The sequence below is a fragment of the Streptomyces sp. NPDC052036 genome, assembly GCF_040680495.1.
Taxonomy (GTDB): domain Bacteria; phylum Actinomycetota; class Actinomycetes; order Streptomycetales; family Streptomycetaceae; genus Streptomyces.
This window is the reverse complement of the sequence record NZ_JBFAWW010000045.1, coordinates 10,854-37,348: the sequence shown is the minus strand read 5'-3', so window position 1 is coordinate 37,348 and position 26,495 is coordinate 10,854. Positions and strand designations below refer to the sequence as shown.

Here is a 26,495-nt window from a genome sequence, read left to right as displayed (position 1 = left end):
CAGTCCGAGCCCGGGCCGCCGTCTGTGTGGAGCTGATTCCAGGAACGCAGCTTGTCGGGGTTGAAGGGACCCAGACCTGGGCGACGTGCTCGTCGATGACGTCGAGGCTGATGACGGCGGCGACCTGGTGGTCGTAGCGGGCGACCAGGCCGGTACGACCGTTGACGGAGCGGGTGGTCAGGCCGGTGCGTGGGCGGCGGGCCAGGAGTGTCAGCAGACTGTCGGCGACTGGCCGACTTCCGTGCGTCGGCCTGGTCAGTGCCCGCACCTTGCCGCGACCGTCGAAGTACGCCGTGACGTCCGACCACAACAGCGACGCGAGCAGTTCACCGTCCTGGGCGACGCATGCCCGGAACACCGCACGGGCGACGACATCGTGCTGTCGCGGTGTCGTGGGCTGCGCACGCCGCACTCGCGGCCACTGCCTGGCCCGGTCGGTGAGCTCGGCGACTTCCGGCTCCGCGCGGCCCATGATGTCGGCGACCGTGCCGGGGCCGTCCCGAAGGCGCCGAGCACGAACGCCGCCCGTTCAGCCGGCGACAGCGACTTCAGCGCATTCAGCACGACCCGGCCGGCCTCCTCCGCCACGTCCGTCGGCCGCGTCCGGTAGTCCTCCTCGTGCCCGGCCGCCCCCCGGCCGGGCAGCGTGAGCCGGCCCAGACGGATCCGGCCCGCGGTCCTCGCCAGCCATGACCGGGGAACGGCGATCTGCCGCCGTCCCGCATCGGACAGCTCGTACCACCGTCGGTATGTCTCATGGACGACACTCTCCGCCGCGACCAGGCTGCCCAGCATCCAGTAGGTGACATCCAGCAGAAACCGACGCTCCTCCCACAACTCCGCGATCGGCACCGCATCCGCCCGGTCCATACGGCATCCTCCCTCTCGCACGGTCCCGCACGTATCAACGCCGTCGACGTCGGCTCAATCCGTCAGACCGGGAACTCGCGGACCTTGTGACATCGCCCGACGCGCCGCCCGCGCCGTTGTTCAGCGGCGTGCCATCAGCGTGTTCGACGCGGAATCCGGCCGCTTGTCACACATGCGCCGGTTGCTCCGTCTTATATGAAGACTCCGCACTTCTTTCCCATCACTGCCGAACGAGGTGACCATGCCATGCATTGGCGAGAGCGGGCGGAATGCCTACGTGCAGACCCCGATCTGTTCTTCCCCATATCAAACAGTGGACTGACGCTTCGACAGATCGATGAGGCCAAGGCCGTGTGCGGCCGTTGTCCTGTCGTGGAGCAGTGCCTCGGCTGGGCCGTGCGGACGGGACAGGTGGAAGGGATCTGGGGTGGAACGACGGAAGGCGAACGCCGTGCGCTACGACGGCGCGGGACGACCTCCTGTCCGGGACCGGCCTCGCCGTCGTGAACGGAACGACCTTTTTGGGTCGTGGTCACTGAGGACTTCGCACTGAGCGGCGGTGAGGAACAGAGCTCCGACCAGAACTGACAGGAGGATCTCGTAGCCGAGGACGATGCAGGCCAGGGCCAACACCCCCTTCTGCCACATACGCGGTCCGCGGTAGGGGAGGAGCGGTGGCTGGTCCGAGGGTTGGAGCGCCGCTTCGGTCGGGGTCGTGCCAATCTCCGTGTGAGTGTGCCCCCAGTGACGTAGCGTTTGGATCTCGGCTTCGAACTCCGAGTCCCAGAGCAGGCGTCCGACACCGGGTGCGCTCGTGGGGCGCCTGGAGGCCGGCCACCGCGAGGTTGTGGAAGCCCACGGTCTGGACGGGTGGTGCGGGATCTCCGGCCCGAGTACCTCGCCCGGCGATGGGCGGAGGCCGTCCAATGCTGAGGTCCCAGCTGGCACAGGTTGTAGAGACCGTCCACGGGCGTCCATGCAGTCGGTGAGTGCAGAAATGCCCCCATAAAGCGTGTAACGCGATCTTATGACCGGGTACCAGGACTTGGTACGGAATCTCGGATTGGTGATTCTATTCGCTATTGGGCGCGGCTGCAGCGGCTCCAGCTGAACTCTCCGAAACTGGGATGTGCGACACCCGGGATAAACCGGGCCCTCCGATCAACTGCATGTACAACTATCGGGAGTATTGACCATGGGTAAGTTGCAGGGAAAAGTGGCGGTCATCACCGGCGGCACCGCGGGGATCGGGCTGGCAACAGCAAAGCTCTTCGTCGAAGAGGGTGCCTATGTCTTCATCACCGGCCGCCGCCAGAAACAACTAGATGACGCCGTGAAGGAGATCGGAGGCACCGTATCCGGCGTTCAGGGTGACGTCGCCGAACTGGCCGACCTGGATCGCCTCTACGAGACCGTCAAGGCGATGGGGCGGATCGATATCGTTATTGCCAACGCCGGTCTAGGTGAGTTCGCTTCGCTGGAAGACGCCGCGGAAAAGCATTTCGACAAGATTTTCAACATCAATGTGAAGGGGGCGTTCTTCACGGTACAAAAGGCCCTACCGCTATTGAACGAAGGCGCGTCTATCATTCTCACGGGCTCCGTTGCGAGCGTCAAGGGGACTCCAGCGTTCTCGGTCTACGGCGCGAGCAAGGCCGCCATCCGGAGTTTCGTTCGAGGGTGGACCGTGGAACTGAAGGATCGCCGTATCCGCTCCAACGTCCTCAGCCCTGGCCCGATCGAAACGCCACTTATTGCGATGCAACCTCAAGACGCCATCGCGAAGATTGCGTCCACTATTCCGATGGGCCGCATGGGGAAGCCCGACGAAGTTGCCAAGGCGGCGCTTTTTCTGGCGTCAGATGACTCCAGCTTCGTCACGGGAATCGAACTGTTCGTTGATGGCGGCAGAGCGCAAATCTGATCGGGACGGCAGCACGCCGGGATCGAGGACCATCTCGCCGCTTCGGGACTCTCGCACACGACGTCGGCGCGCTCCAAGCGGTCACCACCACCTTGAAGGAACTGCTCGGCCGCGAGCAACGGACCGTTGAGGAGATCCTCACCGAGCGCGCCACCCAATTCACAAAGTAGCGTCCAGCGCTGGCGCGACCAGGGCCTGCTGAAGGTACTGCACGATGTCTGAGGAGGCTGTCATGCCGTTTATCAACATGACCGTGCGAGAAGGCGCACTCACCACCGAGCAGCGCCATGAGGCCATGGCCCGCCTGACAGACGCGCTCATGTTCTGGGAAAAGGTGCCCGAGATGCCTGCGGCCCGCAAGATTATGAAGGGCTGGGTCTACGAGGTCGCTGCCGACGCCGACTACAGCGGCGGCAGCCCGGATCACGAGAAGCCGTTTTACTTCATCGAGGTGCGTATCCTGAGCGGACGCCTCGGCGTCCAGGACAAGCAGGGCATCATCCGCGACTTCACCGAGATCATCATGAGGATCGAGAACAGCGAGCGCACTCCCGAGAACCTTCGTCGAGTCTGGGTGACGATCAACGAACTCGACCACGACGATTGGGGCATCGGCGGCCACACCGATTGGCTACGCGACTACATGAGCGCTCTGGATGAAATCGGCTGAATCGGATTACTGGGATGGAGCAGTTCTGGCCCCGTGCTGCGGCAGCGGGGAAGCTCCGCGTATCGGATCGAAGGGCAGACGCTGACCCGGTCCCACCACGAGCTGCCCGAACGACTCCGTGACTCACTCGACTCGCACACCGATTCCCGCAATCAGCGCATCCTCCATCGCCGACAGCGCACCTGCCGCGCCTCATCGACGACTACATGCTCACCTTCGCCCGGGACGTGGGATCAGCCCTGCCCGGCGCCTGCGCCGACGACTGCGGTGATCGGCCTCGCAGGTCGCGGTGTTACGCGATGTGAGGATTGCCGTTCGAGGCGCCGAGGCCACCGTCGACGCGGATGTGAGCCCCGTTCACGAAACTCGCGGCCTGACTGGCCAGAAACGTGATGACGGAAGCCGCCTCGGCAGGCTCGCCGAAGCGTTGCATCGGTACCCGGTTGAGCGCGGCGGCGACGATCTCATCGTTCTGCAGGAATCCCGCAGTCATGTCGGTGGAGATCATGCTGGGATGGACGGCGTTCACCCGCACGCCTTCCGCGCCGTGGTCGAGCGCCATCGCGCTGGTCAGGTTGGTCACCGCGCCCTTGGCGGCGTCGTAGGCGGCCAGGCCCCAATCACCGCCGAGCCCGGATGCGGATCCGACATTGACGATGCTGCCGCCCACGGCACGCAGATGCGGAAGTGCGGCCCTGGAGGCGAAGAAGACTCCGTCGAGATCGGTGGCCATGACGCGTCGCCAGCCCGTCGTATCGATGTCGGATACGGAGCCCAGCGGCTCGCACGTCGCAGCATTGTTGACCAAAGTGTCCAACCGGCCGTGGTCATGGGCCACGGTGTCCACCAGCCTTGTGATCTCCTCCTCGTTCGAGACGTCGCCGACCCGGGCGGTCAGTGTCGAGCCCGCTGGCGCCTCGGACACCACTGTGTCCAGCTTCGCCTGCGTCCGGCCGATGATCACCACCGTGGCGCCCTCGGCGGCGAAGCGGTGAGCGGTAGCCGCGCCTATGCCCGATCCACCGCCGGTGACAATGACGACCTTGCCCGTGAACTTTTCCTCAGCCATCGAAAACTTCAACTCCTCGTGTACCAAGTGGTGTTGTCAGCCGCGTTTCAGCGGGCGAATAGATTCGAACGTTCGCGAATAGCGGTCGGCCCTCAGCCCCCCGGCGCGCCATGTGCGTGGTGTCAGCCACTCAGAGGCGGACTCCCAGTGCGCCATGGGCGCGTGTGTTCGCGTCTCCGACGGAGAGCGCCTTAACCCACTCTGAACTCGACCGGGTTGCCTGAGGGCGGGACACCGAACCACGCGCCCGTGTGCCGCCCTCGGAACACCTTGTGGGTGGCCACCAGGTCTCCGTCGCAGACGCAGTGCAGGACCTCGACGCGCAGTCCCGAGAACGCCTCGTGCATGGCCACCACGGTCTCACGCACCCCCTCCCGGTCCGCCCTCTGTCCCGGCTCCGCCGTGTGATTTCGGAAATCGGAACGCACGAGCTCGTCAATCAGCCCGAGCCGCCCCTTCTCCTGCACCTGCTCGACGAAGAACGGCATGCGCTCTGTATTCGATGCTTGCTCGTTCATGCCGTACCGCCTCTCTCGGTATGGTTCCGACAGGTCGTGTGCCGACCAGGTCTGTCTTCCCGTAACGGGCATGCCGGCGGCCGCTGCGGTTTCGCCTTGGCCCCTATTCGGAGCGGGACGCCTCGATGCCGGACCGCTGCATGCGGCGGCCCCGGAGGGCCTTGCCGCCCCTACGCAGGAGCAGCAGGGAGGCTATGACCATCCCGGTCGAGACACCCAGCCAGCCGACCAGGTAGTGGGCGATGAACATGGCTCCTCCTGTGAGGTCGCTTTCTTAGCTCTCGCCGAGCAGTCAGGCGGTCTCGCGGTTGGCGTGGCCCGCGGCGATCAGGCTCAGGACATCGGCCTCGCGGGCGCTCGGGGCGTCCGGCGAAAGAGGCCGTCGGGGGCGCCGGTGGCGGCCTTGGTCAGGTAGCCGAGCGCCCCGGACGTCCGCAGCTCAGGGATGCATCTCCGCACCCTCCGGGCCCTCCTGGGTGATCTGTTGGAGGGGCGGCTCAGTGTGTCCGACGAGCACCAGGGTGTACCTGTCGACAGCGAGCCGGAGCGCGGTCGCGGCTCCGATGCTGGTACCGGCACCCCGTGATGACGGCCGCCGGGGCGGAATTGTGTTGGCGCACAAGCGTCTCCTCCTGCGTTTACCCCGGGCCTGACTGGGGGTTGTCCCTGCCTTCGAAGCCTAGGAAGATCGGCACAGCACAGGCTTGAACCTCGGCGCCATCCGGACAGAACATCTGCGCCAGGCGGCGCCGGAGCGACGAACGCGGAGGGGTGACCGTCGATGAACAGCACGGGAGGTAACGCCGACGGGTCAGGCGGGGCGTCCTCCGGGGATTGCGCACTCCCGGACACCGCGCCGCGACCGTTCGACCTCTTCCGCAGCGGCTGGGAGACGGAGATCGGCGACGGCTTCCCGCTGCCGACCTTCAGCCCGGCCACGACCCGTGATTTCCGGGTCAAGAGCCGCGCCACCAAGGTGGGGGACGTGGCTATCACCGATCTCCACGGCGCGTCGCCCATCCGGACCGAGGGGCCCCTCAACGGCGTCGAGGACCAGGTACGGATGTACGTCGTGCAGCGCGGCTCCTGGACGTTGAGGGCGCAGCTCGCCCGCAGCGAACAGACCGTGTCGGCCGGGCAGTTCCTGCTCCGCCACATCGGACGGCCCCTTCACTTCGAGACACCCCCGGACACGACGGCGAAGGTCCTCGTCCTGCCGGCCGCCATGCTCAAACCACTGCTCGGGGAACGGCAGAGCATCACCGGGTCGGCGGTCTCGGCCGAGGTGCGCCTGCTGGTGGCCCACTCGAACATGATCTACGAAACTGTCGCCGACCTCGGGTCGGCGGGAGTGCATGCCGCCCACAGCACACTCATCGAGCTGGCCAAGGCGGTGGCGAGGCAGCGGGTCGACGACGCGGAACCCCGGTTGGCTCCCGCGCTCGCACAGGCCGCAAAGGACCTCGCGGACAGCCACCTTGCCGACCCCGAGCTGTCCGGGACGATGCTGGCCCGTGAACTCAACGTCTCCGTACGCAACCTGCAGCGGGCGTTCGCCGCGGCAGGAGAGTCGGTGAGCGCCTACATCCGCCGGCGACGGCTGGAAGAGGCCCGACTCGCCCTCACCGCGCCCTCCGGCCGGCTGAGCGTCTCCGAGCTCGCCGCCCACTGGCAGTTCGCGGACAGCAGCCACTTCATCCGGGCCTTCAAGAAGCACTACGGCCGGACGCCTATTGAGTACGCCCGCTCGACCATGCCGGTGGGGAACTGAGCGGCGAACTGCACCGACGCACAAGCAACGAGCGCCGAGCAGGCACCCCCTCGGCGAGCCGCCGCTCGAATCTCCACGCTGCGTCGGCCGCGGGGTCGACCACGCTCTAGGCCCGGCGGCGGGATCACACTCGGTCAGCTCGCGTCCGGTCTGAGGTGGGGCTGCTCGGAGGTGGTGTGGGCGTGCGTAGGTCCGGCGCTGACGGGGGGCCGGCGGGTGGCGGTCGTGGTGCTCAGGGCCAGGACGGCCCAGCCGCAGCCGGCGATGATCCACCAGGCTGCCGGCCGCGCTCCGGCGGCGACCGCGGCGCCGATCACCGCGATGCCGATCGAGGAGCCGACCTGTCGGCTGGTCGCGGCGAGTGAGGCGGCCACTCCCGCCTGGTCGCGCGGCAGACCGGCCACCGCCGTGGCGGTGATCGGCGCGTTGACGAAGCCGAAACCCAGGCCGAACAGTGCGTAGGTCAGGGCCAGCAAAACGTATGAGGGGTGTGGTGAGCGGGTGACGAGCACGGCCAGCCCACCGCTGGCGGTGATGCCCGCCCCCGCGAGCAGCAGCGGGACGCGCGGGCCGCGGCTGCCCACGATCCGCCCGGACAGCGGCGGGCACACCAGGGACAGCACCGCCATCGGTATCATCCGCAGCCCGGCCTCCAGCGGGCTCAGCCCCAACTCTCCCTGCAGATAGATGGCGTTGGCGAACAGGAAACCGCCGAGTGCGGCGAACGCGAAGACCGCGGTCAGGGTGGCCCCGCTGAAGGACGCGCTGCGGAAGAGCCGCGGGTCGATCAGTGGTTCGGTGCGGCGATTCTCGTACGGTACGAGCCCGACCAGGGCGCCCGCCGCGGTGATCAGGCAGGCCACGATCAGCGGCGCGGTCCAGCCCTCCCCGGGGGCCTCGATGAGGGCGTACGTCAACGCGCCGAGCAGGGCCATCACCAGTAGTTGTCCCACCGGGTCCGGTCGGCGCGCCCGGGTCGCGCGGGACTCCGGGACGTACAGCGCGGTGAGGACCAGGGCCACCGAGCCGATCGGTACGTTGAGCCAGAACACCGACCGCCACCCGGCCGACTGCACCAGCAGGCCGCCGAGAACCGGCCCGACCGCCATGCTGACCCCGACGACACCGCCCCACACCCCGATCGCCCGCGCCCGCTCCCGGGGCTCCGGGAACGTGTTGGTGAGGATGGCCATGGCGACTGGGGTGAGCATGGAGCCGCCGACGGCCTGCACCATGCGGAAGGTCACGAGCCACCCCGTGGTCGGTGCCAGGCTGCACAGCGCCGAGGCGCCGGTGAACAGCACCAGGCCGAGCTGGAAGATCCGTCGCCGCCCGACCCGGTCGGCTGTGGAGCCGGCCAGGGTCAGCAGCGAGGCCAGCACGATGGTGTACGCGTCCAGCGTCCACTGCAGCCCGGAAACTGAGGAGTTCAGGTCCTGCCGTATCGACGGCAGGGCGACGTTGAGGACGGTGGTGTCGAGGCTGACCAGCAGAACGCTCAGGGAACAGACGGCCGGCACCAGCGGTCGCCGTCCGAAGGCGAGTTCGGGCACCGACGGCTCCTTGCGGACTAGTGGTTGGGCCGGCTGGTGGCGTAGGCGTCGGCGAAGTCCCAGACCACGGAGAGGAGTTGCTCAGGAGTCTCGAGCTGGGGCATGTGTCCGGTCCGGTGCAGGAGTTCGAACCGGGCCAGCGGGATCGCTGTCGCGTAGGCGCGTCCGTAGTCGACGTCGATGACCTGGTCGCTTTCGCCCCACACGACGAGGACCGGGTGCGTGACCTTGGCCAGCCGCTCGCGCAGGCCGGGGTCGGCCATGTCGTGCGGCCCGGCGTAGACCTGCAGGGTGGCGCGGTTCGCCGCCATGACCGCGCGGGCCGCCTCGGGGAGGGTGGCCGGGTCGACGGCGAACTTCGCAGGGTCATGGAAGGCGAGCCGCGAGAGTTCGGCGGGGGTGATCGAGGAGATGTCGGCGATGGGGTGGCCGGGCACGTGGATGCCGGCGGCGTTGGCGAGGGTCACGCTGCTGATGCGGTCGCTGGCGAGCAGGGCCAGTTCGGCGGCGATCCAGCCGCCTATGGAGTTGCCGACGACTGCGACGTTCGTGAGGCCGAGGTCCTCCAGCAGCCGCGCGTAGACCCGGGCAAGGCCGGGGACGTCGGTCAGCCAGTCGGGCCGGGTGGTGCCGCCGAAGCCGGGGTGGACGGGGGCGATGACCCTGGCAGGCCGCTGGTCGGCGAGCAGCCCGGCGAATGGTGCCACTGTCTGCGGACCGCCGCCGCCGTGCAGCAGCAGGAAGGGGTGGCCCTGGCCCTGGTCGTCGATGGTGAGGTCGAGATCGCCGGAAGGGAGGGAGAGGGTGTGGACGGTGCTGGTCATGGATGTCCTCAAGTGGTGGGGGAGATAAGGGGGTCGCGAGGCCGGAGCCCCGGCGGTCAGGCGAAGTGGGTGGCGGGAACGGTGGCGTAGCGGCTCATGATCTTGACCGTTGACTCGGGGTCCAGCTCCTGGCCGCCGGCGATCATGTCCCGCAGATCGCGGAAATACTGCACGTACAGATCGGGCGTGAAGGTGTTGAGCATCACCGCCGGCTCGTCGCCGAGGTTGGCGAAGGTGTGCGGGGCGCCGGGCGGGATCATCGCGAGCGACCCGGCCGGGGCGACGTGGGTGGTCTCCCCGACGGTGAAGTGCACAGTGCCGGAGACCACGTAGAAGCCCTCGTCGTGCTGGGCGTGCCGATGCTGCGGCGGGCCCTGGGTGTGCGGAGCGAGGGTGATCTCGCCGACCCCGATCCGGTGTCCGGTGGTGCTTCCGTCCTCCAGGATGCGCATCTGGGTCGAGCCGAGGCGGATCGTCTCGCCGCCGTCCGGGCCGACCACGGAAACCTCGTTCATTGCTTTCCCCTCCCGCTCCCCTTCGCAACCCTCTTTGTGAGAGTGCGCTCTCAGGAGAGTAGATGGATCGCCCTCGTCATGCAAGTACACTCTCACAAAGAGAGGGCACCGGTATCATGGGGATGACGGACCCGTAGGGATGAGCAGGAAAGAGGAGGCGTGACGTACCCATGGCGACGACATCGACGGACACCGGCCGCAGCAACCAGAAGAAGCGCACGCGCACGGCGATCGTCGAGGCCGCCCGCGAGCTCATCGGCACGGGCGCCGAAGTGACCATGCCCGCCATCGCTCGTGCGGCTCTGGTCTCCGAGGCCACCGCCTACCGCTACTTCCCCGACCTGCCGTCACTGATCGGCGAGGCGCTGGCCGGCGCCTGGCCCGCCCCCGCCGACGCGCTCCGGCCGGTCGAGGAATCCCGCGACCCCGTCGAACGCGTCGCCTTCGCCTGTGAGTTCCTGCTCCGCGGCATCCTCACCCGGCAGGGCTCGGTGCGCGCGATGATCGCCGCCACCGTCACCCGACCCGAGACGGCGACTACGAGACCCGGCATCCGCTTCGGCCTCATCGACCACGCGCTCCTGCCCTTGCAGGACACCCTGGCGGCGACGGATCCGGACGCCTTCGCCCAGCTCAAGCGCGACCTCGCGGTGGTCGTCAGTGCGGAGGCCCTGTTCACCCTCACCGACCTGTGCAGGCTCGACCCCGACGCCGCCATCAGCAGCGCCGTACGGACAGCGACCACGCTGACCGAGGCGGCGGTCCCCGCGAGCCAGATAACAGCCGCTTGAGAGATGTGCCGAACGTGTCGGTGACGTTCTTGAGTCGGGTCACCGGGCTTCAGCAGAACAGCGTGGTGTGCCCAGTTCGGCGGGATCAGGCCGCAGACGCCGTAGCAGGTGCTGATTTGCGGCGTGGGTACACAGGGACCGGCCGACCGGCCTGCTGGACGCGGCACGGCGCGAGGGCGGAGGGAGCAGCGGATCTCCCACTGCTATGGGATATGGACCGTGAGGTCGATGAGGGTCCTTGTCGCAGGCGGCTCGGGCTGCATCGGCCGCTCCACCGTTGAGGCGCTGATTCGGCACGGAATCGAAGTGACGGCGCCGGCGCGCGGCGAGCACACGGCGCGCACCCCGTCGGACCTGGGCGCAACCCCCCTCGCGGGCGCGCTCACCGACACCGGCGTCCTGTGGGGGGCAGCTCGCCAGGCCTACGGGATGATCCACCTCGGGGCGGACTGCTCCGAGGGCACCGCGGATGTCGACCGCGCCGCGGCGGAGGCCATGCAGGACGGTGCTGCGGCGGTCTTGCCGCCCCGGGTCTGGCAGGCGCTGCCGACCGGCGCATCGCAGTTCGGGCAGTCGTGACGTTCTACCGCCAACCGGGTCTCTCGCAAAACTCGCGCAGATGGCCGTTCATGCGAGGGCGCTGTCATTCACGGGTGCCACAGTCAGCGCGGTTGCGTAGTCCTGCGACGAGGAGCTCCACCAGCCGACGTGCGTCGTAGGGGGAGTCCTTGTCGGCGCCTGTGCAGAGGTTTCCGATGCCGCGCATGAGTTGGTAGGCGTTGGGGTCGGAGCGGATCTCACCGAGGGCGGCGGCCGCGTCGAGGAGCTGGGTGCACACCGGCAGGAGGCGGTCGAGGAAGTAAGCGTGCAGCGTTTCGAAGCCGGCGTTGTCGGTCTGCGGCGCGGCTGCGAGTCCGTGCTTGGTGACCAAGAAATCGACGAAAAGGTCGACCCGCCGTCCGAGGGCGGCGTGAGGCGTCGGGCTGGTCGCCGGCAGAGCGGGGCTCGAGGGCAGGCATCGGCCTGGTGCCGGTGGACGGCGACGATGAGATCTGCTCGAGTCGGGAAGTGGCGGTAGATCGTGCCCAGCCCGACGCCGGCCTTGGCCGCGATGTCACGTACCGGCGCTTCCACGCCTGACGTGACGAAGACCGCAGCGGCCGCGTCGAGCAAAGTCTCCTTGTTGCGCCGGGCGTCCTTCCGCGTGGACTGGACTGCGCGCCACGCGTCCTCGTCGGTGTCGTTCACCGCGCCGCTCCCTCCGCTGCCGCGCTTGTCAAGCGGAACCATGTTCCGTATCGTTCCGGAACGTGGTTCCGTTTACTCGTGATGTCAGAGCAGGGGCCCGACAGCCAAGCCATGCATCGCCACCACGCTTTCACCCGCAATGGAGGTACACAGGCATGCAGTACCGCACCTTGGGCCGCACCGGTGTGCAGGTCAGCTCCCTCGCGCTCGGCGCGATGAACTTCGGCAAGATCGGACGCACCACCCAGGACGAGGTCACCGCTATCGTCGACGCCGCTCTCGAGGAAGGGATCAACGTCATCGACACCGCCGACGCGTACAGCGGCGGCGAGTCCGAAGAGCTGGTCGGCAAGTCCATCGTCGGCCGCCGCGACGACATCGTGCTGGCCACGAAGGCGAGCCTGCCGATGGGCGACGAGCGCAACCATCGCGGCAGTTCGCGCCGCTGGCTGGTCACCGAGCTGGACAACAGCCTGCGCCGTCTCGGTGTCGATCACGTCGACCTGTACCAGATCCACCGGTGGGACCCGAGTACCAGCGATGAGGAGACGCTGTCGGCGTTGACCGACCTGCAGCGTGCGGGAAAGATCCGTTACTTCGGTTCCTCGACCTTCCCGGCGTACCGCATCGTGCAAGCCCAGTGGTCCGCCCGCGAGCACCACTTGGGCCGTTACATCACCGAACAGCCCAGCTATTCGATCCTGCAGCGCGGTATCGAGACCCACGTGCTGCCCGTGACCGAGCAGTACGGGCTCGGTGTGCTGGTGTGGAGCCCGTTGGCCTCGGGCTGGCTGTCGGGTGCGATCCGCGAGGGCCGGGACATCAGCACCAGTCGCTCGACGTTCATGCCGCAACGCTTCGACACCGCCATCCCCTCCAACCGGGCCAGGCTCGATGCCGTCGAGCAGTTGGCCGAGGTCGCCCACGAGGCCGGCCTGACCATGATTCAGCTCGCGCTCGGCTTCGCGACCGCGCATCCCGCTGTGACCAGCGCGCTCATCGGGCCCCGCACGCTGGACCACCTGCACTCGCAGCTCGCCGCCGCCGACACCGCGCTCTCCGACGACGTGCTCGACGCCATCGACGCCATCGTCGCCCCCGGTGTCGATCTGGCCGCGCACGAGAAGAACGACACTCCTCCCGCCCTGCTGGACCCGGCGCTGCGGCGTCGCTGACCGCCGGGCCCACCCCGCCAACCACGTACGGAAACCGAACGGAAGTACCTCCATGTCCGACTCGAACATCACGAACCCGCAGAGGACCGCGAGTGCGCTCGCTGCGATCGTGTCCGCGTCCTGTCCGCCACCGGCCGTGGTGAGGACCTCCAGGTCCGTGTCCGCGCCCACGACCGGCGGCGATTTGCCCGTCGTCGTCTTCTCGCACGGCTTCGGCTGCTCACGGTGGGACACGAGGGCCTCCTGCGGTCGGCGGTAGATGTCGCAAACGTCCCCGGACAACACACCTAGCTGTAGGAGGCCAGGACGTTAGTTACCCCATCGCGTAGCCGGGATGCCGGCGGTTGACCTTCGGTTGTGCCATGGGGCCGATGGTAGTTGTAGTGGATGTTCCAGACCGCAAGCGCTTCGCGGCGTTGGTCTTCGGACAGCCAGGTACAGGCGTAGAGCAACCCCTCGGCCAGGATCCGGTTGTACCTCTCGCCGTGCCGGATGCCTGTCGCGATCGAGACGAGCATGGGCGGCTGGAAGGGCAGCAATTCAGGCATCTCGTCGAGGGGCCTGCCTCGGTACTCGCCGACGCCGATGGTCCGGTGCGGGACGCCGAGCCGGTCGGCGACCTGCGCTGCGGTGATCGGCGTGCCGGTCAGGTCGTAGGTGCGCCCGTTGTGGTGTGCCGGATCCGCTGCGATGATCGCCGCAGCATCGGCGAGGTCCGCACGGGGGACCGCGGCCAGGGCGCCGTCGCCGAATGCGACCTCCACCCCATGGTCGGCCCACATCAGCAGACCGCCGAAGAGTTCGGCATACAGGCCGTTGCGCAGGATCGTCCACGGCAGGCCGCAGGCACGCACGAGCTGTTCGGTCGCACGGTGCGCCAGGGCGAAAGCAAGGTGGTCACCGGCACCGGTCAGGCTCGTGTAGACGACATGCCGGACGCCGTCTCGCACGGCAGCGTCCAGGACGGCCGCGTGCCGCCCGATGACCTGGTCGTCCTCGGCATAGCCGGCAGAGATCAACACCAGGGTCGATACACCGGTGAGGTCGATGCCGGCGGGGTCGTCGAAATCGAGCCGCCGCATCCCGTCGCTCGGGGCGCGGCTGCCGCCCGTCGCGAACGCACCGCGGGAATGCAGTGCCGCGAGTGTGGCTGAGTCGAGCTGCCCGTTCGCACCGGTCACCAGGATCATGTCAGTCACAGTCTTCCGTCGTGGTTCTCTTCGGTAACTACGCTTGATCCTTATCCGCCCAAGTACCGGCCACAAGGCGGCAGTTCGATGTCACCCACGCACACCGAGGTAACCACCGCACCCGCCGACCTCGACCCCTGCGGGCACGAAGAGCACCCGGACTGCGGGATCCGCGACGTCCTGGACCGCATCGGGGACAAGTGGTCGGTCTTCGTGATCATCGAACTCGCCGGTGGGCCACGCCGCTTCCGGGAACTGCAACGCGCTATCGACGGCATCTCCCAACGCATGCTCACCCTCACCGTGCGCAGGCTGGAACGCGACGGACTCGTCCTGCGCACCGTGTATCCGACCGTCCCAGCCCAGGTCGACTACCGCCTGACCGAGACCGGGGCCAGCCTGACCCACCTGGTCAAAGCACTCGCCGACTGGTCCCTCGCCCATCGCGCCGTTATCGCCGAGGCACGGCACCAGTACGACCAGGCCCACCCTGACCACGACATCCGGTAACGGGGACCGGCGTTGCCTCACGTCGAGCGTGTTGCCAGTGATGCGCTGTACACAACCTCATGGTCAGCAACAACTAGGTCCGATGCGCGCCGGATGTGATGACACCGATGCCGTCCCTGATGTCACGGATTCGCCGCGCACTTGGTCATCACTGACAAGGAGCTCGACTCATGGAGGTGCAACACGATGCCGAAAAATGACGCAGTTCACGGGACTGTCGAGCAGCCACGGTCGGAGGGGTGGAAGACGGCGGCGAAGATGCTGCAGGACGCCGCACCGATCTCCGTTCCCGAGGGTGCCTCGGCGATGACCATTGAGGTCGAGTGGGAGCCCGGAGATCCGGGAACTCCGCCTCACCGCCATTCGGGCCCGGCGTTCGGGTACGTCGTCGAGGGCGCGGTCCGTTTCGAGCTGGAGGGCGAGCCCGAGCGCGTGATCGAGGCCGGCGGCACCTTCTGGGAGCCGGGCGGTGACGTGATCCATTACCAGGACGGCAACGCGCTGGCTGACGCGCGCACCCGCTTCGTCGTGACCATGATGTGCGCGCCGGGCCAGCCGATGCTCACGTTGGTCGACAAGGAGGAACTGGAGAAGCGGGCCTACCTGCGCGCCCCACGGCCCACGGATTGACCTGCCCCCGGCTCGTAGGAGCGGGATGGCAACGGGGCTCGTCCGCTCCGGGGGAGGGGGCGAAGAGGCATGAGCGCCGCTGACGTCGTGCACTGGATGCTGACGACGCTGTTCGCGGCCGCGGGCGCGCACGGGCTGCACCACGGCGTTTTGGCACGGAGTTCCGGGTGGCGCAGCCGAGTGGACCACCTCCTGGACACGGTCATGGCCCTGGCCATGAGGGTAATGCCGTGGACCTGGGGGCACATGCTGCCGGAGCTGCCGCAGACAGTCTTCTTCGCCGCCGCCACACTGTGGTTCCCGCTGACCGCGTTCAGACGTTCTCAGGAGTCCGGACTGGTCGACATCGCACGGAGGTTGCCACACGCGGCCGGTATGGCCGCGATGGCCTGGATGACGTACCTCACGGCGGGCCCAGGGCACGAGATCTTGGCGGAAGGCACTTCGGCGGCGCATCACACCGCGCATCTCGGTCACTCCACGGGGGCGAAGGGCGGCGACCTGGTCACCGGAGTACTGGCGCTGTACCTCCTCGCGTGCGCTCTTCGTTCGCTGACCCGCGACATGCCCACGCTGCGCGGAGCTTCGGGCACCGTGCACGTCTCCACCAGCATGTGCGGGCCCTGCAACCACTTCTGGCACGGATCGATGGCCCTGGGCACAGCCATCATGCTGGTCATGCACTGCTGACTGCCGTCCGCGGATCTCGACATGCGGCGTCATCGGGTCGCGGATCGTGACGCGCGCGATGACATTGCCGCGGTAACCCACATCACAGAGCTTTCGGTGTCACACCTTGTCGGGCTGCCCGGTCAAGGGTGTGTCACTGCGACTCGGTTATTGTAGGAGATCCCATGGATTCGCGCCTCAACTACTACGGCAATCCCCTCGGGGCCAAGGTGGTGAAGCACCTCTACTCGGCCAGCAAGGCATTGGCGGACTCGACGTTGCCGGCCACCATTCAGCATCTGGTGGAGATCCGTGCCAGCCAGATCAACGGCTGCGGTTTCTGCACCGACATGCACACCAAGGAGGCGGCCCACACCGGGGAGACCTCGGTGCGGCTCAACCTGATCGCCGCCTGGAGGGAGGCGACGCTCTTCACGGAGGCCGAGCGCGCCGCGCTGGAACTGACCGAGCAGGGTACCCGCGTCGCGGACGCGGCCGGTGGGGTCACCGACGAGGCCTGGGCCAACGCCGCCAAGCACTTCGACGAGGACCAACTCGTTGCGCTGACGTCCCTCATCGCGATCATCAACAGCTACAACCGGATCAACATCATTGTCAGGGAGCCGGCCGGCAACTATCAGGTGGGCCAGTTCGGCTGAGCCAGGGTTGGCCGGCCCGGTCGGTCCTGGCCCGGGCCGACTCGACTGATCCGTGAGGCGGCTTTGCCTGTTTCTTCGCGGCGCGGCACATGTCATCCAGGGGGTTCGCCGACATTGGCGGACCCCCTGGATGCGCTCGTGCGCCAGACGATGGCGTCGCGACGGCAGCCGTGATCACCCTGCGGCCGGCTCAGGCGGCGTCGAGTGGTGCCCGGCCCTCGTAGAGGGCCGGGAGGTCACTGCAGTGGTCCCGCGAGACCAGCAACGTCATCGAGCGCACTCCAACCTGAGGTCAGCGCCGGCGATGTTCCGGTCGTCGGCACCCTTGCCTCTTTCCGTCACCGGTGCGTCGTCCCCCTGAGGTCCGCCCTCTCGATGTACGAAGGGAGATCAACTCTCCGTCGGGTATACCGTGGATCAATCATGGTAGGAAACGGACACGTGCCCTCGCGCGAGATCACCCAGGTCGGGTTCTCGACTCCGGCCGGCACCCCCGCCGGAGTGGAGGTGATGTCCCTGGCCGAGCTCGCCGAGCGTGCCCGTGTCCGCATGGGCAAGAGCGGTCTGATGCGCCCCCAGCGGCCGGACTTCCACCATCTGATCACCCTCACCAGCGGCTCCCTGTGGCACACCGTCGACTTCACTGGTTACGCCCTGAAGCCCGGAGCGTGGCTGTGGGTCAGACCCGGCCAGGTGCATCAATGGGGCGAGCTGAGCCAGGCTGAGGGGACGCTGATCCTGTTCCAGCCCGGCTTCCTGGATCGGGCCACGGCGGCCGTCGCTCGCGTGGACGATCCCTACGCACCGGTCGCCCAGATCCCGGTGGCCGAGGACAGCGACGCCCTGCGCGAGGCTGCCGGGCATCTGGAGGCAGAGTTCCGGTCTCAGAGACAGCAATCCCTGGAGGTTCATCTCTCGGTGCTGCGCCATCTGCTGGCCGTCCTCGTCCTGCGCCTCACTCACCTCACCTCTCCCGTCGGCAGCCCTGCCCAGGAGCCCGGCGAGACCTACGTGCGCTTCCGGGACGCGGTCGAGCGCGACTTCGCTCGCACGCGCCGACTGGACGATTACGCCCAGGCCCTCGGCTACTCGCCTCGCACCCTGTCGCGCGCCACTCTGGCCGCCGCTGGTGTCGGGGCGAAGGAATACATCGACCGCCGGGTCGTTCTGGAAGCGAAGCGACTGCTCGCACACAGCGACCAGCCCGCCACCCGGATCGCCGCGCGGCTCGGCTTCTCCAGCGCCACCAACTTCGGCAAGTTCTTCCAACAGCGCACCGGTCAGGCCCCGATCGCCTTCCGGAGTGCGGCCCGCGGCGGAACACCGGGCCCACGGTAAATGCCGGATTGCGGGGCGGCCCCGCACACCGCACCGGTCGGTTCGGGCCCTACGGCGAGGACTCTCCGCGGAGGCGCCGAGCGACTCCTGGTACAGGCAGACCGCAGTACGGAAACGCACTGTGTGCCGGTCCGTGGGGAGTCCAATTCTCACCATGCGGTGTCATCGTCGTACCTCGTTCTGTGTGCTGTGACATGTGACTGTTGAAGCATGTCAGCTGGCCCTTAGCCAGGCGGTGTGTGGAGGAGCCGCAAGGCGGTGCCGCTTTCAGCAGTGGAGGAGAATGACCATGCCGTACGCGACGACGGTGAACGGTGCGCGCCTGTATTTCGAGGACAGTGGTGGTGAGGACCCGGTCGTGGTGTTCAGCCACGGCAACCTCATGGATCACGACATGTGGGCGCCGCAGGTCGAGGCGCTGTCCAGTGAGTTCCGGTGTGTGACATGGGACGAGCGTCTGCACGGGGCGACGGAGGATGACGGCCGGATCTACAGCTACTGGGACTCGGCTGACGACCTGATCGGTCTGCTGGACGCGTTTGGTGCTCAGCGGGCGACGCTGGTGGGCCATTCCCAGGGCGGTTTCCTGTCGATGCGTGCCGCGCTGCGCGCTCCGGAGCGGGTGAACGCTCTGGTGCTGGTGGACACCGCATCCGTTGCCTGGCCGCCGGAGGCGCTGGAGCAGATGCGGGGCATGTCCGAGGGTCTCCGGGTTGCGGGGCCGGAGGCGGTTGCACCGGTGCTGCTGGGCATGCTGCTGGGCAAGCCCGAGATCCATGACGAGTGGCTGGCGAGATGGAAGGCGCAGCCTCGCGAGCGGCTGGCCGATGCCGTCACCGTGCTGACGGGGGTGGATGACATCACCGACCGGCTGGGTGAGATCACCGTGCCCACGTTCGTGGTGCACGGTGAGGCCGACCAGCCCATCCCGCATGCGCTGGGTGCGATGCTGCAGAGCAAGATTCCCGGCGCCGACGAGCTTCTGACAGTGCCTGGCGCGGGCCACACCCCCAACCTCACCCACCCTGGCCAGGTGAACCCGCAGCTTGCGCAGTTCCTGCGCCGGCACGCCTGATGCCAGCGGCTGACCGACGCCCCGGACGGCCGGCCCCCAGAGGAACCTGCGAAGTCGTCCACTCGGACCGCGTCTTCAGATGGCCTCGCGAATGGCCTGTTCGAAGCCCTCGACATGGCTACGAGCGAGCCGGGCAGCCTTCTCTGGGTCGCCGACGACGATCGCCTCGATCAGCGGTCCGTGCTCTCCGACATGACCGGCCATGTCGGAGAGACGGTCGACGAACAGGCACCAGATGCGGGTGGCGAGGTTGTCGTGGCGAACGAGAGTGTCTTCCAGATACGGGTTGTGCGTGGCGGCGTAGATGGCGCGGTGGACCTGAAGGTCCAGGTGCATAAGGCCGGCGGCGTCCTGCCGACGGGGATCCGCGGCCTTCAGCTGCCGCCGTAGCGCTGTCAGGGTCGTCCGGTCCGTGGGCGTGGCGCGCCGGGCGGCCTGGGCGGCGGCGAGGGGCTCGAGCTCCTGGCGCACCTCGGAGATGTGGGCCAGGTCGGTGATGTTGACGTCGGTGGCGAAGGTTCCGCGTCGGGGGTAGGTCGTGATCAGGCGCTCGTACTGGAGCCGCTTGAGGGCCTCGCGCACCGGCGTGCGTCCGACGCCGAGGGACTGCGCCAGCTGCTCCTCGTTGATCGGCGCACCGGGACGGATCTCGAGCATGACGAGCCGGTCGCGAATGGCGCGGTAGGCGCGCTCCGCGAGGGACAGCTCCTCGCCCGTGAGGTCGGTCGCCGCCTGCTCCATGAAAGCCCCCTTGACCTGTCCAGCAAGCTCCCATACCGTACCGCAGGATCCGACTGATATATCAGTTGAGCATTAGATGGCTCCCAGGATGGTGCACAGATGGCAACGAACCCGCCGCTCACCACGCCCGCCTTCTCCCTCTCCCTCCCGCTCGACGAACTCGATCCGGACGTCGCCACCGCCGTGGACGCCGAGTTGCACCGCCAGCAGTCCACGCTCGAGATGATCGCCTCGGAGAACTTCGCTCCAGCCGCCGTGATGGAGGCCCAGGGCTCGGTACTGACCAACAAGTACGCCGAGGGCTACCCGGGCCGCCGCTACTACGGCGGCTGCGAACACGTCGATGTCATCGAGCAGTTGGCCATCACCCGGGTGAAGGCACTGTTCGGCGCCGAGGCCGCGAACGTGCAGCCGCACTCGGGCGCCCAGGCCAACGCGGCCGCGATGTTCGCGCTGCTGAAGCCCGGCGACACGATCCTCGGCCTCGACCTGGCGCACGGCGGTCACCTGACGCACGGCATGCGCATCAACTACTCCGGCAAGCTCTACAACGTCGTGCCGTACCACGTGCGCGAGTCCGACATGCGCATCGACATGGACGAGGTCGAACAGCTCGCACTCGCCCACCGCCCCAAGATGATCGTCGCGGGTTGGTCGGCGTACCCCCGCCGACTGGACTTCGCCGCGTTCCGGCGGATCGCCGACGAGGCGGGCGCCTATCTGATGGTGGACATGGCCCACTTCGCCGGGCTGGTGGCCGCGGGCCTCCATCCCAGCCCGGTGCCGTACGCCGACGTCGTCACGACCACCACGCACAAGACCCTCGGCGGCCCGCGCGGCGGTGTGGTCCTCAGCCGTGCCGATCTGGCCAAGAAGATCAACTCCGCGGTGTTCCCGGGCCAGCAGGGCGGCCCGCTGGAGCATGTCATCGCGGCGAAGGCGGTGGCCTTCAAGGTGGCGGCGAGCGAGGAGTTCAAGGAGCGCCAGCAGCGCACCCTGGACGGCGCCCGCATCCTCGCCGGACGGCTGCTGGCCGACGATGTGGCGGAGGCCGGGATCACGGTGCTGACCGGTGGCACCGAGGTCCACCTGGTCCTCGTCGACCTTCGTAACTCCGCGCTCGACGGGAAGCAGGCCGAGGACCGGCTGCATCGCATCGGCATCACCGTCAACCGCAACGCGGTGCCGTTCGACCCCCGCCCGCCCATGGTCTCCTCAGGGCTGCGGATCGGAACTCCGGCCCTGGCCACCCGGGGCTTCGGCGCGGCGGAGTTCCGGGAGGTCGCCGACATCGTCGCCCAGGCACTGCAGGACGAGCAGTTCGTTGACGAGCGTGCCGACCTGCTGCGCGGCCGGGTCGAGAAGCTCGCCGCCGCGTTCCCCCTGTATCCCCACCTGAACGGAGGCGCGGAATGACGACCACGCCGCTGCCGGAGCACCCGGACTTCCTCTGGCGCAATCCCGAGCCGCGCTCGTCGTACGACGTCGTCATCGTCGGCGCGGGAGGCCACGGCCTCGCCACCGCCTACTACCTCGCCAGGAACCATGGCATCACCAACGTCGCCGTCCTGGAGAAAGGCTGGCTGGCCGGCGGCAACATGGCACGCAACACCACCATCATCCGTTCCAACTACCTGTGGGACCAGAGCGCGGCGATCTATGAGCACGCCCTCAAACTCTGGGAAGGGCTCCCGCAAGAGCTGGACTACGACTTCCTGTTCAGCCAGCGCGGCGTCCTGAACCTCGCGCACACCCTTCAGGACGTGCGTGAGGGAGTGCGCCGCGTCAACGCCAACCGCCTCAACGGAGTCGACGCACAGTGGCTGGAACCGGACGAAGTCGCCAAGGTCTGCCCCATCCTCAACGTCTCGCCTCGCACCCGCTATCCGGTCCTCGGCGGCACCTTCCAGCCGCGAGCGGGCATCGCCAAGCACGACCACGTCGCCTGGGCGCTCGCTCGCCGGGCCGACGAACTGGGCGTGGATCTGATCCAGGGCTGCGAGGTCACCGGCTTCCTCAAGGACGGCGACCGCGTCGTGGGCGTGGACACCAACCGGGGCCGCGTCCTGGCCGGCCGCGTCGGCCTCGCGGCCGCCGGGCACAGCAGCGTGCTGGCCCAACTGGCCGGCTTCCGGCTGCCGGTGCAGTCCCATCCGCTCCAGGCACTGGTCTCCGAGCTGCACGAGCCGGTGCACCCCACCGTGGTGATGTCGAACCACGTACACGTATACGTCTCCCAGGCGCACAAGGGCGAGCTGGTGATGGGCGCGGGCATCGACGCCTACAACGGCTACGGACAGCGCGGCTCCTTCCACGTGATCGAGCAGCAGATGGCCGCCGCCGTCGAGCTGTTTCCCGTCTTCGCCCGCGCGCACGTGCTGCGGACCTGGGGCGGCATCGTCGACGTCACCCCGGACGCCTCCCCGATCATCGGCGCCACTCCCGTCGAGAACCTCTACGTCAACTGCGGCTGGGGCACCGGCGGCTTCAAGGCCACGCCGGCCGCCGGCTGGACCTTCGCGCACACCATCGCCACGGGCGAACCGCATCCGCTGAACGCCCCCTTCGCCCTCGACCGCTTCGCGACGGGCGCACTGATCGACGAACACGGCGCAGCAGCCGTGGCCCACTGAAAGCCTCCGGAGAGAAGGACACCGTGCTGCTGATCACCTGCCCATGGTGCGGTCCACGGGACGAGACCGAGTACCACTACGGCGGACAGGCCCACGTCCCCTACCCCGAGAACCCGGAGGGCCTCACCGACGAGCAGTGGGCCGAGTACGTCTTCTACCGAGACAACCCCAAGGGTCCCTTCGCCGAGCGATGGGTACACAGCACCGGCTGCCGCCGCTGGTTCAACGTCCTGCGCGACACCCTCACCAACGAGGTGCTCGCCGCCTACCGGCTCGACGAACCCCGCCCCCAACTGCCCGAGGCCGGAGGGAACCGATGACCGACCAGCACTTCAGGCTCCGGCAAGGAGGCCGCATCGACCGCGGCACCGCGCTGCGGTTCACCGTCGACGGGCGGGAACTGACCGGTCACCCCGGAGACACCGTCGCCTCGGCGATGCTGGCGAACGGGCTCGTCGAGGTGGCCCCGTCGCTCTACCGCGGCCGCCCGCGCGGCATCGTCGCCGCGGGGGTCGAGGAGCCCAACGCGCTGTTGCAACTCGACGGCCCGTGCTCGGAGGGCATGCTGCCGGCGACGACCGTGGAGCTGTACGACGGCCTGACCGCGACGACCCTGTCCGGCATGGGCCGGCTCGACCCGGCCCCCGATCCCGCCGTCTACGACAAGAAGTACGTCCACACAGACGTCCTGATCGTCGGCGCCGGACCGGCCGGGCTCGCGGCCGCCGCCACTGCCGCCCGCTCCGGTGCCCGTGTGATCCTCGTCGACGACCAGCCCGAGCCGGGCGGTTCGCTGCTCTCCGGGCGCACCGAGAGGGTCGGCTCGCAGACCGCCCTGGAGTGGGTCGCCGACGTGCGCGCGGAACTCGAGGCCGCCTCCGAGGTCGTCCTACTGCAACGCACCACCGCGTTCGGGTCGTACGACGACAACTATGTGCTGGCCCTGCAGCGGCGTACCGACCATCTCGGTGCCGACGCTCCCGACCCGTCCGAAGGCGTCTCGCGCCGGCGACTGTGGCACATTCGGGCTCGTCAGGTCGTCCTGGCCACCGGCGCGCACGAGCGTCCCCTGGTCTTCGCCGGGAACGACCGTCCCGGAGTGATGCTGGCGGCGGCCGTGCGCTCGTACCTCAACCGGTACGCCGTGGCTCCGGGCTCTCGGGCCGTGGTGAGTACGACCAACGACAGCGCCTACGACACGGTCGCCGATCTGCACGCCGCCGGGATCGACGTCGTCGCCGTCGTGGACGCGCGCCCCGAACTGTCCCACCGGGCCGCCGAGGTCGCCATGGCGACCGGGGCGCGGGTGCTGACGGGCAGCACGGTGGTTGACACCGCGGGCGGCGGCCGGCTCACCGGCGCCACGGTCCAGGCCCTCGACGAGAACGGTCAACTCGCCGGTGAACCACAGTCGTTCGGCTGCGACCTGCTCGCCGTGTCGGGCGGATGGAGCCCGGTCGTGCACCTGCACAGCCAGCGCCAGGGCCGACTGCGCTGGGACGAGGACCTGGTCGCCTTCGTTCCCGACCGCGCCGTTCGGGACCAGCAGATCGTGGGTGCGGCGGCCGGGACATACGACCTCGGCGGCTGTCGGGTCGATGGGGCGCGGGCCGGTGCGAGAGCGGCGACGGATGCCGGGTTCCCGGTTGCCGTCTCGCCGTCCGAAGCCGCACGGTCCGGAGCCGGCCCGATGCGAGCACTGTGGCTGGTACCCGACCCCGACGATGAACCCGGCGGCTGGGACACGCACTTCGTCGACCTGCAGCGCGACGTCACCGTCGCCGACGTCCGGCGCTCCATCGGCGCCGGCCTGCGCGGTGTCGAGCATGTCAAGCGCTACACCTCGCTCGGCACGGCGAACGACCAGGGCAAGACGTCCGGCGTCAACGCGATCGGCGTGATCGCCCAGGCCCTCGGTGGGGGCGCGCCTCCCGGAGAGATCGGCACCACGGCCTACCGGGCGCCGTACACGCCGGTCGCTTTCGCCGCTCTGGCCGGGCGCGAGCGCGGCGACCTGTTCGACCCGGAGCGTACGACCTCCCTCCACAGCTGGCACGTCGTTCAAGGGGCGGTGTTCGAGGACGTCGGGCAGTGGAAGCGCCCGCGGTACTACCCCCGGCCCGGTGAGGACATGGACACGGCCGTGGCCCGCGAGTGCCGAGCTGCCCGCGAGGGGGTGGCGTTCATGGACGCCTCCACCCTCGGCAAGATCGAGATCTGGGGCTCGGACGCGGGGGAGTTCCTCAACCGCATCTACACGAACGCCTTCAAGAAGCTCAAGCCCGGCCTCGCCCGCTACGGCGTGATGTGCAAGCCCGACGGCATGATCTTCGACGACGGTGTGACGCTGCGCCTCGACGAGAACCGCTACTTCATGACCACCACGACCGGCGGCGCCGCAGCGGTCCTGGACTGGCTGGAGGAGTGGCTGCAGACCGAGTGGCCCGACCTCGACGTCCACTGCACCTCGGTGACCGAACAGTGGGCGACGATCGCGGTCGCGGGCCCCCGGTCGCGCCAGGTTGTCGCCCAACTCGCGCCCGACGTCGACCTGTCCGCCGAGGCGTTCCCCTTCATGGCCTTCCGCGAGACCACCCTGGCCTCCGGTATCCCGGCCCGCATCTGCCGGATCTCCTTCTCCGGCGAACTCGCCTACGAGATCAACGTCTCCGCGTGGTACGGCCTGGCCGTCTGGGAGCAGGCGTACGAGGCAGGACAGCCGTACGACATCACCCCGTACGGCACCGAGACCATGCACGTCCTGCGAGCCGAGAAGGGCTACATCATCGTCGGCCAGGACACCGACGGCACCGTCACCCCCCAGGACGCGGGCATGTCGTGGGTGGTCTCGAAGCAGAAGGACTTCATCGGCAAGCGGTCCCACTCCCGCGCCGACACCGCCCGCACCGACCGCAAGCAGTTGGTCGGCCTGCTCCCGACCGATCGCAGGACCCGACTGCGCGAGGGCACCCAGCTCGTCGCGCCGGACGTACCTCTCACCCCCCAAGCCGGGCCGGTGCCGATGCTCGGCCACGTCACCTCCAGCTACCACAGCCCGGCCCTCGGCCGCCCCTTCGCCCTCGCCCTCGTCGCCGACGGACGGGCAAGGATCGGCGAGACCCTGCTCGCCCCGGTGGGCGATGACCTGGTGCCCGTCGAGGTAACCGACTTCGTCCTCTACGACCCGGAAGGGACCAAGCGCGATGGCTGAGCCGACGATCGAGGCAGGCACCGGCCCCGTGGCCCTGCGCACCAGCCCTCTGGCACATCTGGAGGAGCGCATGCGCGCCGCCGCAGTCACGGGCGCCCGCGGCGTCACGCTGACCGAGCGGCCGTTCGCCACCATGGTGAACCTGCGCGTCGACCCCGCCTCCGAAGGGGCCGACGGCATCGAGAAGACCCTGGGGGCGCCGCTCCCTCGCCGGTGCGGCCAGACCACCGCGTCCGCCGCCCACACGCTCTTCTGGCTCGGCCCGGACGAGTGGCTCGTACTGTCCCAGGCCGACGGAACCGCTGTGGCCGCCGAGTTGCGGCAGGCACTCGGAGCAGCACCGGGCTCGGTCGTGGACGTCTCGGCCCAGCGCGCCACGCTTGAACTGAGCGGTCCGGCCGCCCGGCAGGTGCTGGAGAAGGGCTGCCCGCTGGACCTGCATCCCCGGGCCTTCGGCCCCGGCCGGCAAGTCTCGACCACGGTGGGACCCGTTGCGGTGCTGCTCTGGCAGACCGACGACTCGCCGACATACCGGCTGCTGCCACGCTCCTCGTTCGCCGACTACCTGGCACGCTGGCTCATCGACGCGATGAGCGAGTACCGGGGCCCGGAGACGCCCTGACAGGGCTCAGCATGAGCAGACCGCCGCAGTGCGGCACCACCGCACCGCGGCGTACGACCCGGCCGTGACCTGGAGCTGAGGAATCGACGCCCTGCCCACATCGCTATTGGGTGGAAGTACCTCGACGGACACCGGCCGGTGCGGTCGACGGCCCCTGCCCGAGACGCCAGGCACCTCCGTTCCTCTGAGTTCCCGCAGGCCGGGCTTTGCTCTGCGTCCCGCGTCCTACCGTCCGACGGGCGCGCGAGTACCCCGAACGGGCGCGTTCAGGGCAGGCGCGGTGGACCGC

Annotated in this window: 27 protein-coding genes and 1 pseudogene; 19 read left to right on the top strand and 9 right to left on the bottom strand. The window is 68.5% G+C overall.

Features of this window, described 5'->3' with window-relative positions; translation table 11 throughout:
- Positions 1 to 85: 85 nt before the first annotated feature.
- The 4 genes from AB0L95_RS36410 to AB0L95_RS36395 all read left to right on the top strand — a co-directional run bounded on the left by AB0L95_RS36410 (position 86) and on the right by AB0L95_RS36395 (position 3,464).
- Positions 86 to 610: a hypothetical protein gene (locus tag AB0L95_RS36410; protein ID WP_365169732.1), complete on the top strand. Its 525-nt coding sequence runs from the start codon at positions 86 to 88 to the stop codon at positions 608 to 610.
- Positions 611 to 1,116: 506 nt separating this feature from the next.
- Positions 1,117 to 1,377: a WhiB family transcriptional regulator gene (locus tag AB0L95_RS36405; RefSeq protein WP_365169799.1), complete on the top strand. Its 261-nt coding sequence runs from the start codon at positions 1,117 to 1,119 to the stop codon at positions 1,375 to 1,377.
- 688 nt (positions 1,378 to 2,065) lie between these two features.
- A complete protein-coding gene (locus AB0L95_RS36400) occupies positions 2,066 to 2,794 on the top strand; it encodes a glucose 1-dehydrogenase (RefSeq protein WP_365169729.1) in 729 nt (242 codons plus the stop codon).
- A 232-nt stretch (positions 2,795 to 3,026) separates the two neighbouring features.
- Positions 3,027 to 3,464 (top strand): hypothetical protein, encoded by a 438-nt coding sequence (locus AB0L95_RS36395; protein ID WP_365169726.1) that lies wholly within the window; start codon positions 3,027 to 3,029, stop codon positions 3,462 to 3,464.
- Between the two features lie 292 nt (positions 3,465 to 3,756).
- On the opposite strand, the gene AB0L95_RS36390 is transcribed toward AB0L95_RS36395, so the two are convergent.
- From AB0L95_RS36390 to AB0L95_RS36380, 3 genes are all read right to left on the bottom strand, one after another.
- On the bottom strand, positions 3,757 to 4,533 hold the full coding sequence (locus AB0L95_RS36390; RefSeq protein ID WP_365169723.1) for an SDR family oxidoreductase: 777 nt from the start codon (positions 4,531 to 4,533) through the stop codon (positions 3,757 to 3,759).
- Between the two features lie 191 nt (positions 4,534 to 4,724).
- Positions 4,725 to 5,051 (bottom strand): ester cyclase, encoded by a 327-nt coding sequence (locus AB0L95_RS36385; RefSeq protein WP_365169720.1) that lies wholly within the window; start codon positions 5,049 to 5,051, stop codon positions 4,725 to 4,727.
- Between the two features lie 103 nt (positions 5,052 to 5,154).
- Positions 5,155 to 5,301, bottom strand: a complete 147-nt coding sequence (locus AB0L95_RS36380) for a hypothetical protein (protein WP_365169717.1) — start codon at positions 5,299 to 5,301, stop codon at positions 5,155 to 5,157.
- Between the two features lie 531 nt (positions 5,302 to 5,832).
- On the opposite strand from AB0L95_RS36380, the gene AB0L95_RS36375 reads away from it, so the two are divergent.
- Complete coding sequence (locus AB0L95_RS36375; protein ID WP_365169714.1) at positions 5,833 to 6,822, top strand: helix-turn-helix domain-containing protein; 990 nt, start codon at positions 5,833 to 5,835, stop codon at positions 6,820 to 6,822.
- 134 nt (positions 6,823 to 6,956) lie between these two features.
- Here the strand turns inward: AB0L95_RS36375 and AB0L95_RS36370 are convergent, their stop codons facing one another.
- Genes AB0L95_RS36370 through AB0L95_RS36360 form a run of 3 tightly spaced genes read right to left on the bottom strand, consistent with a single transcriptional unit; the run spans position 6,957 to position 9,714 of the window.
- Positions 6,957 to 8,375 (bottom strand): DHA2 family efflux MFS transporter permease subunit, encoded by a 1,419-nt coding sequence (locus AB0L95_RS36370; RefSeq protein ID WP_365169711.1) that lies wholly within the window; start codon positions 8,373 to 8,375, stop codon positions 6,957 to 6,959.
- A 17-nt stretch (positions 8,376 to 8,392) separates the two neighbouring features.
- The gene (locus AB0L95_RS36365) at positions 8,393 to 9,199 is read right to left on the bottom strand and encodes an alpha/beta hydrolase (protein WP_365169708.1); all 807 of its coding nucleotides are present in this window, start codon (positions 9,197 to 9,199) and stop codon (positions 8,393 to 8,395) included.
- A gap of 56 nt (positions 9,200 to 9,255) precedes the next feature.
- Positions 9,256 to 9,714 (bottom strand): cupin domain-containing protein, encoded by a 459-nt coding sequence (locus AB0L95_RS36360; protein ID WP_365169705.1) that lies wholly within the window; start codon positions 9,712 to 9,714, stop codon positions 9,256 to 9,258.
- Between the two features lie 170 nt (positions 9,715 to 9,884).
- Here AB0L95_RS36360 and AB0L95_RS36355 point away from each other — a divergent pair, with 170 nt between their 5' ends.
- Both AB0L95_RS36355 and AB0L95_RS36350 read left to right on the top strand, forming a co-directional pair.
- Positions 9,885 to 10,505 (top strand): TetR/AcrR family transcriptional regulator, encoded by a 621-nt coding sequence (locus tag AB0L95_RS36355; protein WP_365169702.1) that lies wholly within the window; start codon positions 9,885 to 9,887, stop codon positions 10,503 to 10,505.
- 228 nt (positions 10,506 to 10,733) lie between these two features.
- Entirely contained in the window at positions 10,734 to 11,084 is a 351-nt protein-coding gene (locus AB0L95_RS36350; protein WP_365169699.1) for an NAD-dependent epimerase/dehydratase family protein, read from the top strand.
- A gap of 64 nt (positions 11,085 to 11,148) precedes the next feature.
- On the opposite strand, the pseudogene AB0L95_RS36345 reads toward AB0L95_RS36350, so the two are convergent.
- Positions 11,149 to 11,753 (bottom strand): annotated as a pseudogene (locus AB0L95_RS36345) (helix-turn-helix domain-containing protein).
- A gap of 155 nt (positions 11,754 to 11,908) precedes the next feature.
- On the opposite strand from AB0L95_RS36345, the gene AB0L95_RS36340 reads away from it, so the two are divergent.
- Positions 11,909 to 12,928 carry an aldo/keto reductase gene (locus tag AB0L95_RS36340; protein WP_365169696.1) on the top strand — a complete coding sequence of 340 codons (1,020 nt, stop codon included), beginning with the start codon at positions 11,909 to 11,911 and terminating at the stop codon, positions 12,926 to 12,928.
- Positions 12,929 to 13,215: 287 nt separating this feature from the next.
- Here AB0L95_RS36340 and AB0L95_RS36335 read toward each other — a convergent pair whose 3' ends face one another.
- A complete protein-coding gene (locus AB0L95_RS36335) occupies positions 13,216 to 14,118 on the bottom strand; it encodes an NAD(P)H-binding protein (RefSeq protein WP_365169693.1) in 903 nt (300 codons plus the stop codon).
- Positions 14,119 to 14,205: 87 nt separating this feature from the next.
- Here AB0L95_RS36335 and AB0L95_RS36330 point away from each other — a divergent pair, with 87 nt between their 5' ends.
- The 6 genes from AB0L95_RS36330 (at position 14,206) to AB0L95_RS36305 (ending at position 18,999) form a co-directional block, all read left to right on the top strand.
- A complete protein-coding gene (locus tag AB0L95_RS36330; RefSeq protein WP_365169690.1) occupies positions 14,206 to 14,628 on the top strand; it encodes a helix-turn-helix domain-containing protein in 423 nt (140 codons plus the stop codon).
- Between the two features lie 258 nt (positions 14,629 to 14,886).
- Positions 14,887 to 15,258, top strand: a complete 372-nt coding sequence (locus tag AB0L95_RS36325) for a cupin domain-containing protein (protein WP_365169687.1) — start codon at positions 14,887 to 14,889, stop codon at positions 15,256 to 15,258.
- A gap of 69 nt (positions 15,259 to 15,327) precedes the next feature.
- Entirely contained in the window at positions 15,328 to 15,948 is a 621-nt protein-coding gene (locus tag AB0L95_RS36320; protein WP_365169685.1) for a DUF5134 domain-containing protein, read from the top strand.
- Positions 15,949 to 16,112: 164 nt separating this feature from the next.
- Positions 16,113 to 16,586 carry a carboxymuconolactone decarboxylase family protein gene (locus AB0L95_RS36315; protein ID WP_365169682.1) on the top strand — a complete coding sequence of 158 codons (474 nt, stop codon included), beginning with the start codon at positions 16,113 to 16,115 and terminating at the stop codon, positions 16,584 to 16,586.
- A 423-nt stretch (positions 16,587 to 17,009) separates the two neighbouring features.
- Positions 17,010 to 17,924 (top strand): AraC family transcriptional regulator, encoded by a 915-nt coding sequence (locus tag AB0L95_RS36310; protein WP_365169679.1) that lies wholly within the window; start codon positions 17,010 to 17,012, stop codon positions 17,922 to 17,924.
- A 289-nt stretch (positions 17,925 to 18,213) separates the two neighbouring features.
- Complete coding sequence (locus AB0L95_RS36305) at positions 18,214 to 18,999, top strand: alpha/beta hydrolase (protein WP_365169676.1); 786 nt, start codon at positions 18,214 to 18,216, stop codon at positions 18,997 to 18,999.
- Between the two features lie 75 nt (positions 19,000 to 19,074).
- Here the strand turns inward: AB0L95_RS36305 and AB0L95_RS36300 are convergent, their stop codons facing one another.
- The gene (locus tag AB0L95_RS36300; protein WP_365169673.1) at positions 19,075 to 19,740 is read right to left on the bottom strand and encodes a GntR family transcriptional regulator; all 666 of its coding nucleotides are present in this window, start codon (positions 19,738 to 19,740) and stop codon (positions 19,075 to 19,077) included.
- Between the two features lie 99 nt (positions 19,741 to 19,839).
- On the opposite strand from AB0L95_RS36300, the gene glyA reads away from it, so the two are divergent.
- Genes glyA through AB0L95_RS36275 form a run of 5 tightly spaced genes read left to right on the top strand, consistent with a single transcriptional unit; the run spans position 19,840 to position 26,206 of the window.
- Entirely contained in the window at positions 19,840 to 21,156 is a 1,317-nt protein-coding gene (gene glyA / locus AB0L95_RS36295) for a serine hydroxymethyltransferase (RefSeq protein ID WP_365169670.1), read from the top strand.
- Positions 21,153 to 22,373 (top strand): sarcosine oxidase subunit beta family protein, encoded by a 1,221-nt coding sequence (locus AB0L95_RS36290; RefSeq protein WP_365169667.1) that lies wholly within the window; start codon positions 21,153 to 21,155, stop codon positions 22,371 to 22,373. The genes glyA and AB0L95_RS36290 overlap by 4 nt, the downstream gene beginning before the upstream one ends.
- A 23-nt stretch (positions 22,374 to 22,396) precedes the next feature.
- A complete protein-coding gene (locus tag AB0L95_RS36285) occupies positions 22,397 to 22,693 on the top strand; it encodes a sarcosine oxidase subunit delta (protein WP_365169664.1) in 297 nt (98 codons plus the stop codon).
- Positions 22,690 to 25,584, top strand: coding sequence for a sarcosine oxidase subunit alpha family protein (locus tag AB0L95_RS36280; RefSeq protein ID WP_365169661.1), 2,895 nt, complete (start codon positions 22,690 to 22,692; stop codon positions 25,582 to 25,584). Before AB0L95_RS36285 ends, AB0L95_RS36280 begins: the two co-directional genes overlap by 4 nt.
- Complete coding sequence (locus AB0L95_RS36275) at positions 25,577 to 26,206, top strand: sarcosine oxidase subunit gamma family protein (RefSeq protein WP_365169658.1); 630 nt, start codon at positions 25,577 to 25,579, stop codon at positions 26,204 to 26,206. The genes AB0L95_RS36280 and AB0L95_RS36275 overlap by 8 nt, the downstream gene beginning before the upstream one ends.
- Positions 26,207 to 26,495 lie beyond the last annotated feature (289 nt).